The organism is Phycisphaeraceae bacterium (assembly GCA_019636795.1).
Classification (GTDB): domain Bacteria; phylum Planctomycetota; class Phycisphaerae; order Phycisphaerales; family UBA1924; genus JAHBWW01.
Genome location: JAHBWW010000001.1, coordinates 45,339 through 58,822, shown reverse-complemented (window position 1 = coordinate 58,822; position 13,484 = coordinate 45,339). Strand labels below are relative to the sequence as shown.

Here is a 13,484-nt window from a genome sequence, read left to right as displayed (position 1 = left end):
CCAGCGACACGCTTGTATCACCAGCGAGCACTCACTCCGTATCGCGCACTTCACCGGAATCGAGCGCCTCACGCGATTCCGTGCCTTTTGCGACTGGAGCGTTCGAATCGGCTTTGGCGCTGAAATCTCCTGTCCCGGTTGCGTTGTGCCGCGTCGGGACACTTCCGACCAGAACCCCCATCGGGTCGGGCGAGGGAGTCCAGGTGCCCGTCCAGAGCGCACGCAGCAGGCGCTTGCAGTCATCGACAATCAGCAGCAGACACGGCAGGAGCATCAGAATAATCACCGTTGCAGAGATCAATCCGCCCGAGATCGTGATGGCCATCGGCACGAGAAACCGCGCTTGAAAACTCTTCTCGAGAATCAGCGGCATCAATCCCAGAACCGTCGTGATCGTTGTGAGCAGAATCGCGCGAATGCGCGCCCGACCCGCTGCGATCGATGCTTCCACGACGCCAAGCCCTCGTCGGCGTTCACCATTGAAGAACTCCATGAAAATCAATGAGTCATTCACGACGACGCCGGTAAGCGCCACAAAACCGATCAGCGACAGAAATGTCAGGTCATAGCCCAGAACGAAGTGTCCCCAGATCATTCCGATTGTCGCAAATGGAATCGCGCTCATCACGACCAGAGGCTGCACATACGACGCAAAAAGCCACGCCAGAACAAGATAAATCAACCCGCACGCCACCAGCATGCCCAGAGGCAACGTGCTCATCGACTCGGCGAAGTCCTTTTGCCGCCCACGCTCCAGAATTCGCACGCCAGGGTGCTCTCGCTCCAGTTGACGAAGGAATGGCTGAAGGTTTGCCGCAATAGACTCAGGGTTCGCACCGACTCCGCGGTCAACATCTGCCGTCACGGTCACAGCGCGCCTGCGATCAAGCCGACGCAACGTCGAGAACGATTCCCTCTCTTCAATGTGCGCCACGTCCTTGATCTGCACCGGGACACCCGCGGGCGTAAAGACATGCAGATTCTCGATCGCCTCTTCGCTCTGTCGGATCGCTCGCGGCAACATCACGCGCACATCCACATCCTCGCGAAACCCCGCAAACGTGTAAGCATCGATCCCGAACACCGCACCCTGAATCTGTCGGCCGAGCGTGGCACGCGTAAAACCCAGCTCCGTCGCGCCATCGCGAAGCGTGAATCGCAACTCACGCTGACCCGAATCAGTATCGTTCGAGATGTCAAAGACGCCGGCAAACTCTGCAAGACGATGCTGCATCCGATCCACAGCCACCATGATCTGTTCGCGGTCGCGCCCCGTAACCGTGAACGTCAGATTGGCCCCACCAGGGCCGCCCGAGACTCCACGCATCCGCAGGCTCTTGATCCCTGGCAACGCGCCGACTTCCGAGCGGATCGACAGCATCACGTCCTCGCTCTTGCGCTGGTCGAGCCTCAGTCGCTCTTCCACGGGCCGCAGCTCAAGTATGAGTTGCCCGACATGCCCCGACGACGCACCTCCGCCGCTCCCGTCGATGTCACCGATCTCCCCCGATTGCGAAAACACAGTCAACACTTCCGGCTGCTTGACCACCGCCGCTTCGATCAGCCGTATGTACTTGTCGGTTTCCGAAACTGGCGTTCCGACCGGCATGCGCAGTTCGATGTTCAACGTTTCACTGTCATCGGTTTCGAAGAAAATGAACTCAAGCTTCCCACCCGCCACCAGCCCGACCGAAACCACGGCAATCGAAACAACAGCGATCAGGCTCAGGTAGCGATGCCGCAACGCGACGCGCAACGATCGGGTGTACAGCGGCGTGATGAACCGCGAAAACAGCGCATCGCGAGCTGTATCGCAGCGCTTCTCGATCGACCCGAGTGCCTTGCGCAGGCCGCTGTGCTTGGTGTCGCGTGCACGAAGCGAATGCGACATATGCGCCGGAAGAATAAACAGGCTCTCGATCAGCGACACGAACAATGAGCAGGCCACCACAATCGGAAGCACACGCATGAAGTCGCCGATGCTCCCGCCGATCAACGCCAATGGCAGAAATGCCGCAACCGTCGTCAGGACCGTCGCCACCACAGGCCACGCCACCTGCGTCGTTCCTTCGATCGCCGACTGACTCGATGACAGGCCCTGCTCATGCTTGGCCGTAATGTTCTCAGCAACCACAATCGCATCGTCAACGAGAATTCCGATCACGATAATCAGCCCGAACATCGTCAGAAGGTTCAGCGTGATTCCAGCAGCCCTCATCACCACAAGCGTTCCAAGCAGCGAAATAACCAACCCCACCGCAACCCAGAACGACACGCGCCAGTTGAGCAACAGCACGAGCGTGATGAACACAAGCATCCCGCCCCAGAGCGCATTGCGGGTCAGCAAGTCGAGTCGCCCGACGACAAAACGAGCAAGGTCCGTTGTCGTCGCAATCTCCCCCGGCGGGGGCCCACGCTGCACCCCCAGTTGATACGCCTGCACGCGCGCAGACGCAGCCCCGGCCTGGCCGCCCGCGCCAGCCATCAACCGATCGCTCAGCGTCATCTTCAGCGGCTCTCCACGCCGCCCCGCCACATACGCCTTCACAATCTCGGACATCTTCACGATGTCCTGATCCCCCTTCTTGAACACCGTCGCCGAAACCGTTGGCTTGCCATTGAATCGAAACCGCCGGTCCTGATCCACGAACGCATCTCGCACATCTGCGATGTCCGCCAGACGGACCACCGATCCCCCCGCCGAAGCCTGCACCACGATCTCGCGAATCGCAGCCGCACGCTCTTCGACTCCCACCGCGCGCACACCCAGTGTCTGCGTGGTCGAGCGCACGCTCCCGCCGGGCAGTTCAATCATCGCGCTGCGAATCCGATCAGCGACATCGGTCAGGCTCAGCCCATATTCCAGCATCGCCTCGGGCCGCACCTCGACAGCGATCTCGTCGCGCCGCACACCACCAATCGCAATATCACCCATGCCGGGGATCGACTTGAGATCATCCTCGACCTGCCTGATCGCAGCCTTGAGAGACATTTCGTCGCCATCGCCGAAGATCGTCACAATGATGACCGGAAGCAATGGCTCGATCTTCGAAATCGTGATCCGGTCGGCCTGATCGGGCAGATCCTGCAAGGCGTCGATCTCACGCTTGGCTTCAGCCACCATTTCATCAATATCCACGCCCTCACGAAACTCAATACGCACAGTTGCGAGGCTTTCGTTGACCGTCGTGTTGATCTCCTTGACACCTTTGAGATCGGCCAAACGATCCTCGATTTTGATCGCCAGCGCTCGCTCGATCTCGTCGGGTGCCGCGCCAGGATACGGCGCAACCACAATCAACTGCCGAGCTGCGACCTCCGGAAAGAACTCCCGCCGTAGCGTCAGGCCAAAGATCAACCCGGCCGCGATGATCGCGAACATCGTCAGATTAGCGACGACCGGATTGCGCACACCAAACGAAGGAAGACTCACCGCGCCCCCTCGCTCTGCGGCAGCGCGATCTCAATCAGCGAGCCCTCGACCAACTGCTCCAGATTCGACACGAGCAGCACCGAACCCGCCAGCGACTCCCCATCGCGACGGCGCACGATCGCCCATTGTGTTTCGATCGGGTCGAGCGTGTCGAACAACGTCTCAACCGAAAAGTCGATATCCACTTCGACCATATGTGCAACCGACAACCGCTGTACTACTTCAAGATCATCCCGAAGCGAGTCGGGCAGCAGTGCCGGATCCGTAGCGAGGAGCCACTGGGCTACAACCGGTGTCAAAGCAGCAGCAAGCGATTCAATCATCTGGCGACTCAGTGACTCCGACCCGCCCTCGCCGATCCACGCTCGCGTGAGTTGCGATGCAGCTTGCGCAATTTCATCACCCCTGGTCCCGACTTCGAGCCGCGCGTGTTCGCGCAAACGCAGATCAAGGTCAGTTTCGATAGCCTGCTCAAGCGATGAACTCGCCGCGATACGGCGCGCGATAGCATTGGCAATTCGTGATGCGACGGGCCAGATCGCCGCTTCCGGTGCGTCCGACTTCGTGGCCACAAAGACACGCCCGCCTCGGATCGCCCGTCTCGGCACAACCGTTCGCAACGATGTGCCCTGCTCTTCAATCGACACCACCACAAACTGCCCTGGCCTCAAGATGAGAGGCTCGCTCTGCTGTACTTCGACAAACGCCACGATCGATCGCGTGCGTTCGTCCGACTCGGGTGCAATGCGCGAAACGCGCCCGACCCATGAAATTTCGCTCTCGGCCCGCTGTCGAAGCTCCGCAACATCCCCGGGCCGCACCGTTTGAGCAGCCTCAGGAGCAAGCCTCACCGGAACCTCGATGCGTCGCAGGTCCACGATCCGCAGCACCGTGCGCCCCGTTGCCGTCCACTCGCCCGCTTTGACAGCAACGTCCTGCACCACGCCATCAATCGGTGACGAGATCACAGTGCGCGAAAGATTTTCCTGAGCCTGCCGTAGTGTCGCACGTTGCGATTCGACGCGAGCCTCGAGATCGCGGACGCGCGATGGAATCAAGTCGCGCTGCTGCTCGAGTGCAACCAGCGAGCGTTCGGCTCGTCGCTGCGAGCTGAGCCACTGGTCGATCTCGCTCAAGTTCCCCGCGCCACGCTCGATAGCATCGCGCGCCCGCTGCGCGTCTCGACGCGCAATCTCTGTCTCTTCCGCCGCCAGTACGATTTGTCGCTCAAGCGATGCCGCTTCGATCGTCAACGCTTCGATCTGCGCCACAAGCGATTCGATACTCTGTTGCGCGCCAGCAGCCGCAATCTCGAAGTCAATCCGGTCCAGCCGCAGCAGCACCTGCCCCGCCCTGACCTCCGCTCCCGGTTCGAGCCACTCCGGACGCTCGACCACACGTGCCGCCACTTCCGACGCCACATCGGCGCTCACCATCGCCCGGGCTGTGCCATACCCATTCCAGGTGCGGCTGACTTCCTGAGGCTCGATGACCAGCCCACGCACCAGCAGCGGCGAAATCACCTCCGCCTTGAGTTCCGGCTGCTCTCGCCCGCTCGCCATCCATGCAAAGAACGCCAGCGCCGTCGCCAGCAGCACCAGCCCCACCACCACACGAATCACGCGAGACAGCCAATTCAGCAAGGGATCGCTCCGCCACACACCCACCGTCCGATTTTCGTGCCCATACTTTAGTCGCGCAGACTTCTCCGCCTTCGATGATCCCTTACACTTCGCTCATGCAAAACCATGCCACGCTTTTCACCAGCACTTCGCGCGCCGTCGGCCTCCTTTTGACCTTTCTGGTTTCGCTCACTCCCGCAATCGCTCAAGACCTGATTCCCGCCTCCCCGCCGCAAGCCCACCCCATCGCGCTGATTGGGGCGACGGCACACCCAATCTCTTCGCCACACATTGACAATGCGATGCTCCTTTTCGAAAATGGCCGAATCACCTACATCGGCCCGCGCTCCGCCGCCCCGCCCCTCCCGACCGGCACCCAGACTCTTGACGTCTCGGGCTTCCACATCTATCCCGGCCTCATCGCTGCCAAGACCGAGCTCGGCCTCACCGAAATCTCCGCCGTTCGCGCCATGCGCGACACACGCGAAGTCGGAGACATCACACCCGAAGTCCGCGCCGCCGTCAGCATCAATCCTGATTCAACTCTCATTCCCGTCGCCCGCACGAACGGCGTCCTCACCGCCGCCGTCTTCCCCGCAGGCGGGCTAATCCCAGGCCGCGCGTCCGTCATCCGTCTTGACGGCTGGACGTGTGAAGATCTGACCATCCTCGATGCCGCCGGCCTCTGCATCAACTGGCCACAAACCTACCGCGCACCCAACCGCTGGACCGGCAAGCCCGACGCTAACGATCGCGCCAAGGACCGCCTGCGCACCATCTCCGATTTCTTTGCTCACGCACGCTCTTACCACTCCCACGCACAGGAAAATCGCACCATCGATCTTCGGCTCGAAGCCGTCGAGCCTCAACTCCGCTCAGGCCACGAACAACGCCCGGTCTTCATCGCCGCGTCCGAACTCAGCGCCATCACGTCCGCTGTCGAGTGGGCTTTGGCCAGCGAGCTTCGGCCAGTCATCGTCGGCGGACGCGATGCCCACCTCTGCTCAGATTTGCTCAAAGAACACAACGTCCCAGTCATCCTGACCGACCCGCTCGGCTTCCCGCGCCGTGCCGACGCCGACCACAACGAAGCCTTCACTCATCCCGCTCGCCTCGAAGCCGCCGGAGTCGCCTGGTGCTTCGCGCCCGCCGACACCGATGCCAACGTTCGCAATCTCCCTTACGACGCCGCGATGGCGGTCGCCCACGGCCTCGACCCGCATGTCGCCATTCGCGCCATCACACTCGCCCCCGCACAGATTCTCGGCGTGGGGCATCTGCTCGGTTCACTCGAACCCGGCAAGGCAGCCACCATCATCATCACCGATGGCAGCCCCCTCGAAATCACAACCAATGTCGCACACGCCTTCATCGATGGCCGACACATTGACCTGTCCAACAAGCAGACACAACTGCGCGACAAGTACATCGAGAAGTACCGCCAACTCGATGCACTCGATCAGCGCAACCCTTGAAGCGTCGCCCGGATTCCTCACGCCGGCAAAGGCTGACCCACAAGCCTTCCGCGCACCGCATGGCGCCAATTCGTTGAAGCCGCCATCGACGGAATCAGGATCAGGTCAATCAACTGACCGATTCCAAGCAGCCCAAGCGTGAAGAACCACAGCAGGCCCGTCACCCACTTGCCCATGTAGAACCGGTGAATCCCACAAAATCCAATCAGCCCCAACAGCCACAACAGGTATCCAATCGCAGGTTCCTTAGGCGTATGCATCGTGCGCTCCCTTCAGAGGCCATGGCCCCATCACCTTCTTGGGAGTGTCCGCCCGTCACTTTCGTCAGCACTCGGCACCAGCACCCATCCCCATCGCAACTCGATCTCATTTTGGATCGGTCCAAACGCCCCTGACACCACCCGCACCGTGATCTCGCGGTCACCCGCCAGATCGATCGTGAACGCTGCGGTTGCCTCGCTTGGCCGCAGACGCGACTCCCACCGCACGTTTCCGCCCTGTTCGACGCGCACAACGCAGTCCGCCCATTCGCCCGCCCCTTCCCCGAGTGAGAACACGCCGCTGGCTCGCTGCCCGTGCGGCGGCAGACGCCACGTCACCGCCATCGGACCAGAAAGCCGCAAAGTCTGACTCCCAAGTTTCGAGGGCTCTACTCGCTCTACATCGCGCGTCCAGCGTCGCCCCGCCTCGGGAACGACCGAAGCGATCGGCAGCGACGACCACGCAACCAACTGTGCGGGCACAAACTCCATGCCGACGACAACAGAATCGCGCTCGGGCTCCCACAGCCGCACCGCGCCAATCGTCGCCGCCTCCTGCCTCCCCCACTTCGGACCCACCGCCCGAATGGCAGCATCGGAAAGCCCAATCCCCGTTATTGCCGCCGCACCAAACACACGCGACCCCGATAGCCACACCCGCATCGGAGGCCCCACCGACGCCGGATTCGAAAACTCGATCTCCGCAACACTGCTCCGCAGTACGCTCACTACGCTGCCTTCGCTCTCGATCTCCACTTCGCGCCCGACACCAATCACAGTGCCCAGCAGCCGATCGCCATTGACCAGGTGCACAACGTCAACATCGGGCAATCTTGCCGGCCTTGCATCTTCTCGCTCGCGAAACGCCAGTCTCGCCACGAGATCGAGTGGAATCTCAATCTCGCCCACGCGCACGATCCGAACGCGCAGCACCTCCGCCGCCTCCGCCTCCGATTCAAGCCACTGACCCATCCATCGCTGCCCGTCCGTCAGTTCGAGCGCAACGGGCACTCCCGATCCGACGCGCAAGTCGCTCAGACTCCCACTTTCCACCGTCCAGTGTTGCGGGTCAGCGTCCACCAGTGCCGCGATGCGGTCCATCGTCAACACATGCCGCACTCCATCACGATCTTCGATCTGAACTCCAGATTCACCGAGCGACACGAGCCTGCCGCGAGTCACGTTCAGATCCCGATCCCAGATGATCCAGCCACTGTCATCCGCGGCGGGTGCAATCCCCGCTGCCACCATCAAACCCACAACCATCCGTCGAAAAAACATGCGCACCCTCATTTCTGAAAAATCGGAAGGTAACGCTTGGGCATCTGAAGGATGATCAGCGCCATCGACGTGCCGTACGAACTGCCGACACTCCGATCCACCCAACTCCCGTCCGACAACTGCGTGTCGAGCAACTCGGTGCGAATCGCAGGCCACCATGCCGACCAATCCTGCCCCCCCGCGAGATACATCGCCTGCACTGCATAGTAATGCCCGTAAAAATAGTGCGCTCGCGACACCCGCGCATCACCAGGCGACGCATTATCACGCAGATACGCAAGCCCCGCATCAATCGCCTGATCCGTATAGATGCCCGCATAAAACAGACTGGCAATACCCGCTGCCGACCTCGGCCACGCGCTCGGGCCAAGATCCGTCTGATACCGGAATCCGCCATCGCGGTTCTGGCACCGCCGCACATACTCGACCGCCTTGTCGATCACATCCTTGGAGACCTCAATCCCGGCGTTGCGCGCCGACCTCAACGCCATGATCTGGCAGATCGTCACGCTCACATCCGCGTCATACGGCACCGGGTTGTAGCGCCAGCCTCCCTCATCGTTCTGCGTTCTTTCGATGAGCCTCACCGACTTCACCAGGGCTTCGTGCACGCGCGCCGCGCGCGCAGTATCACCCCCGCCCTGCGTCATCCCATACACCTCGCCCAGAAATAAAGCCGCAAACCCATGCCCATACATCGGGCCATTGGCAGCCTCCGCAGCGATCAACCCATTCTCCGCGCTGTTGGCGACAATAAAATCAACCCCGCGATCGATCACGTCGCCATAAATTCCACGCCCAGGCACATGCCCGTCAGCCATGAACGCCAGGCTGCACAACGCCGTTATCGCAACATTACGCCCAAATCGTCCACCCGCAAACGACCCGTCCGGCTGCTGCTGGCTCGCCAGATACGCAAGCCCGCGCTCGACCGCACGATCCATCGCCGGCGTCATCTCGTCCGCAGCCGCAACATTCGCCGCACTCTGTCGCTCGCGCACTTCGGGCTGTCCGCTGCCGTTGGTGGCATCCTGTGCCATCGCCAGCCCAGCCAGCGCACACACACTGCACGCCTGAGTCCAACGCAACGCCCCGCATTTCATCGTCGATCCTCCGCCAGTTTGCGGTAATATGCCTCTGTCAGCCTCTCGTACAGCGAACTGTACCGATCCGACACGCCCTCGATCAGAGCATCGCGCACACGATCCGGCAGACGTCCCCACGCCGCACTCCCCGCAGGTGCATCGGGCCGCAGATCGCCATCCTGCCTCGACGGGCTTTCTTCCGCCGAATCCGGATCGCCCGTCTGCTGTTGTTGCTGTTGCCTTTGCTGCTGCTGTTGTTGCTGTTGTTGCTGTTGCTGTTGCTGACTCGACGACGACCGTCTCGATCGCTGCTGGTTTTCCTGTTCGCGCGCCGACGCAATGACTTCATCAAGCCTGCTCAGGATCTCATCGTGCAGCCTCTGCGTCTGCACACCCGTGTCCTTCCCACGCATCAATCGCTCTGCACTGTCCCCCATCAGGTCCGCAGCCTGCGCCAATCGCTCGCGAGCTTCCTCCGCTGTGAGCGTGCGGTCCAGTGCCACACGGCTCGGGTCCGTCAGAAGTTCCTCCACCGCACTGCGACCCGCCTCGCCCTCGCGCGCCGAAGCGCCCTCAAGCCCCAGAAGCTCTTCCAGACTCGGCATCCTCGCCCTGCTCGGCCGAGGCTGCTCGTCAGAATCCTGTGCCCACCCAGCGCCCGCCATCAGCATCCCCGCAAGAAGCACGATGGTCCATCTCATGGCGAGCCTCCTTCTCGAGGCCGGCTCGGCCCCTGCTGTTGCTGTTGCACTCGCTCGATCAGCGATTTCGCCTGACGCGCCAGTTCATCCTGCATCTCCGCAAGGTCCTCGATCTCCGCCCCGCCGCCCACATCATGCAGTTCGCGCGTCCGCAGTGCAACCACCGCCTGCATCGAGCGAAGCAACTTCAACTCCGCCATCGGCGGAAGCAAAGGCTCATTCTCTCCTCCACCGCCACCTCCTCCGCCTCCCCCACCACCAGCACCGTCCGCACCCTCATCAAAATCCCGATCAGGTGAAGGCATGTCCGAAAGCACCTCAACCAGCACCCGCAGCAGTTCCACCGCTTCAGCCTGCGCACGGATCGTCGATGTGGACACCTCGCCAGCCGACAAATCGCTCGCAGCCCGCTCGGTCAGTCGATTCAGCCTGCGGTGGGCAAACTCAAACACAGCCGCATCCACTAACCCCTGCGTGCCCTTGAGCAGATCATCCAACGAAGTGCGAATGGTCTCCTGACGCTGCCCAAGCCCGCGCGCCGTCGCGCGATCGCGCCTCGATAAAACCTCGCCCACCAACAGCCGCGACTCATCGCTCACCACAATCTGCTGTTCGAGTTGCTCGCGGTACGCGCTGCGCAGTTCACGAATAACCTGTTCGCGTTCCTGCTGCTCCAGTTGTTCCTCAAGCTTCTGCGCCTCCGCACGCGCCTCACGCAATCGCGACAGGCTCTCGCGCTCACGCCGCTCAGCCTCATCAAGATTCTGCGGCTCGGCCCGCAACGCAGCAATCGCGCTCGCCTGAGCAATCTGCGCATCATCGAGCAGCCCGCCCACCACACTCAGCTCCGGATCGCGCGCCTCAACCTGCACCGCAAGCGTGTTGTCGCGTAAACGCATCATCCCGCGATCAAGCCCCGCAACACTCTTCACCCGCGCCTCGGCAAGGCGCTCGATTTCAATCTCCTGCGCCTCAATAAGCGACTCGATCGACTCAAGCAGACTCGCCAGTTGCCGCAGCAGCGCCGCATTGCGGTTCCGCTGCGCGTTGTTGATCTCATCGAGCATCCGCTCAAGGGCCTCGAGCGCCTGCTGCTGTTCGCCTCGAGCACTCGAAGTCTGGTTCTGCTGAATGTTGTCCGCAGCCTCTTCCAATTGCTGGGCCACCTGTTCCTGCCGCCCTTGCCGTGACGCCTCAGCCATCGCCGCCGCCTGCGACGGATCGGCCTGCCTCAACTGTTCGCTGCGCTGCGACAACTCCTCAATGGCCTCCGCCGCCTGCCGCGCCGCCTGCCGCTGCCGATCCGCTATCCGATCCAGTTCAGTCCGCTCCGTCGGCGATAGTTCACTGCGATCGCGCCCGATCATGCGCGAGCCCGTCCGTTGTGTCTCTTCAATCAGCGCACGCTGCTCTTCCACCACGCGCTCGAGCGCACGCCTCGCAACCCATCCATCTTCGCCCCGATCCAGTTGCCGAATCAGATTCGAGAGCTCATCGCGCACACGTTGCTGTTCGGCCTCACCCGCCCCACGATCGTCTTCACCCGCCTCCGCCAACGCCTGAGCCGCTTCATCCGATGCCGAAGCTGCTTCTCCGATCGCCGCACCAACATCACTCAACAGCCCCTCGATCGCCCCGTCCGCCAGCGCATTCCGCTGCCGACGTTGTTCAAGCCTCGATACAGTTCCTCTCTGCGCCGCGATGCGGTCCGTCAACTCCGCCTGTTCCCGCGCAAGAGCCTCGCTCGCCCCCTGTTCGCTCCGTCGTTGCGCCAGCCGCGCCTGCTGCTCGTCAAGTCGCATCGCCGTCTGCCGAAGCCCGGACAACTCGGCCCGAATCTGTTCGAGCAACTCCGTCTCGCTGATAATCCTCAAACGCCGAATTGTCGATCGCACCTCGCTTCGCTCCGAGAACCCTGCGTGCCCCAGCGTGTCGCGCGCCACGCTCGACACCCATACCTCATCCCCCGCTGCCGCGCCCGACTCAGCCACTTTCAGTTGAGCCTTCGCGCTCGCCTCACGCCCCAGCCGCCCTTCCACGCGATCGAGCTCACGCCACTCTCCGCTCGCTTCAGGCCCTCCGCCCTCCGACCCCGCAAGCCGACGCGCCACCATCGTCTCGATCGACAATTCCACCAGCCCAAGATCGTCACGCGCCTCGGCCGACAGCCCAACCACCGCCCCCGCAAGCAACTGTTCATCGAACCCGGGCTCGACCACCACCACCTCCGGCGGGCCATCCTTCACCACGTCAAACGAAAACACCGCATCATCACGATTGTGCAGCCCGAACTCATCGACCAATTCCACACGCAGCCTCACCGACTCGACCAGCGTCGCGCCGATCACAATGCGCTTGCCCACATGATCCACCGTCACGTCCTGCGACCGCTCGCGCAGAGGCTCAAGCCAATCCGCCAATCGACCACCGAGCGCAATCGGCAGTTCCTTGTTCGAAAGAATCGTCATCTCGACCCGCGAACCCGCAAGCACCCGGCTGACCACCGCACGCTCATCCTGTCCCCGCCCCAGGTCGCGCCCATCACTCGCCGCGAATCCCGCCACCGCCGCGTCAGGCAGCGCATACTCCGGCGGCACGATCCGCACCATCGCCGACGCAATCGCCGGCGGCGAAACCACACGCACGCGACGCACCACCGTCTCATCATCCTCCGTCAGATACTGATACTCGATCCACCCGCCCTCAGCCGTCGCGCCAGTCGTCGCCAAAACCTCCATCGGGTCCAGCAGGCGCTCATACAACTCGCCAGAACCAGTTTGTCGAATTCCATAAGGCGAAAGATCAACCCGGCGATCCTGTCCCGTCAGCGCGCTCGTCCGCCAAGCCCCCACTTGATCCTCAACCACCCCGCGATAGCGCACACGCACCGGCGTCTTGCCTTGCCCCCGGTTCGTTCGCACAATCGCGCTCCGCATCGGCAAGGCCGTGTCAATCGCGTGCGTTTCCGTCGACGTGATATCCACCGCCCACTGCCGCTTGGGCCAGTCAACCCCAGTCCAAGGCATGAGCATGCGCTCAGCACCAATACGCGAAAGCGTCGGCTGCACCACCACGCTCAGCATCAGCACAACCATCGTCGCGCCAAAGATCCCCGCTGCCCGCAGCGCAGGCCTCTTGCGAAACACACGCACCTTCGACCCGTCATCCCACCGCCGAAGTGCCTCAGCTATCACCGCCGCCCGCATCTCCGCCGATTCATGCCCGTGTCTCTCTTCGTCCGCCAATTCCAGCGCCGACGCCAGCAACCCACGCAGTTCGCCCCCCTCGCCCAAGGGTTGCCGTTCGACACGCAGCGCGAGCTCACACAACGAGGGATTGAACTTCACCGCAGGCCACACAAAACGAAGAAATCCCCACACCCCCACCACCAACGCCGCGCACAACCCCACCACCCGCACCGCCATGGGCGAACGCAACACAAAATCCGCAATCGCTCCGACCATCACCGCCGCCACTGCACACGCCACACCCAGCAGCAGCACCCGCGAAACCAGCAGGACCCGCGCCCGCACCCGAATCGTGTGCAACGACCGCTCCAGCGATCGCAACGCCTCAACCCGGGTTTCTTCCGCCTCGTTCACGTCGGTCTCCATCCTTACTTATGTC

General features: G+C 62.3%; 8 protein-coding genes. 1 reads left to right on the top strand and 7 read right to left on the bottom strand.

Annotated elements, in window-relative coordinates; genetic code table 11:
• Positions 1-31: 31 nt before the first annotated feature.
• Together KF757_00245 and KF757_00240 are read right to left on the bottom strand one after the other, a co-directional pair.
• Positions 32-3,433, bottom strand: a complete 3,402-nt coding sequence (locus tag KF757_00245) for an efflux RND transporter permease subunit (protein MBX3321396.1) — start codon at positions 3,431-3,433, stop codon at positions 32-34.
• Positions 3,430-5,076, bottom strand: a complete 1,647-nt coding sequence (locus tag KF757_00240) for an efflux RND transporter periplasmic adaptor subunit (protein ID MBX3321395.1) — start codon at positions 5,074-5,076, stop codon at positions 3,430-3,432. Before KF757_00240 ends, KF757_00245 begins: the two co-directional genes overlap by 4 nt.
• Before the next feature lie 95 nt (positions 5,077-5,171).
• Here KF757_00240 and KF757_00235 point away from each other — a divergent pair, with 95 nt between their 5' ends.
• Positions 5,172-6,530: an amidohydrolase family protein gene (locus KF757_00235; protein MBX3321394.1), complete on the top strand. Its 1,359-nt coding sequence runs from the start codon at positions 5,172-5,174 to the stop codon at positions 6,528-6,530.
• Positions 6,531-6,547: 17 nt separating this feature from the next.
• Here the strand turns inward: KF757_00235 and KF757_00230 are convergent, their stop codons facing one another.
• The 5 genes from KF757_00230 to KF757_00210 are packed head-to-tail and all read right to left on the bottom strand — an operon-like array spanning position 6,548 to position 13,459.
• Positions 6,548-6,790 (bottom strand): NINE protein, encoded by a 243-nt coding sequence (locus tag KF757_00230; protein ID MBX3321393.1) that lies wholly within the window; start codon positions 6,788-6,790, stop codon positions 6,548-6,550.
• A 30-nt stretch (positions 6,791-6,820) separates the two neighbouring features.
• The gene (locus KF757_00225) at positions 6,821-8,071 is read right to left on the bottom strand and encodes a hypothetical protein (protein MBX3321392.1); all 1,251 of its coding nucleotides are present in this window, start codon (positions 8,069-8,071) and stop codon (positions 6,821-6,823) included.
• Positions 8,072-8,079: 8 nt separating this feature from the next.
• Positions 8,080-9,174, bottom strand: a complete 1,095-nt coding sequence (locus KF757_00220) for a terpene cyclase/mutase family protein (GenBank protein MBX3321391.1) — start codon at positions 9,172-9,174, stop codon at positions 8,080-8,082.
• Complete coding sequence (locus tag KF757_00215; protein MBX3321390.1) at positions 9,171-9,857, bottom strand: hypothetical protein; 687 nt, start codon at positions 9,855-9,857, stop codon at positions 9,171-9,173. The genes KF757_00220 and KF757_00215 overlap by 4 nt, the downstream gene beginning before the upstream one ends.
• The gene (locus KF757_00210; GenBank protein ID MBX3321389.1) at positions 9,854-13,459 is read right to left on the bottom strand and encodes a hypothetical protein; all 3,606 of its coding nucleotides are present in this window, start codon (positions 13,457-13,459) and stop codon (positions 9,854-9,856) included. Before KF757_00210 ends, KF757_00215 begins: the two co-directional genes overlap by 4 nt.
• Positions 13,460-13,484: the final 25 nt, after the last annotated feature.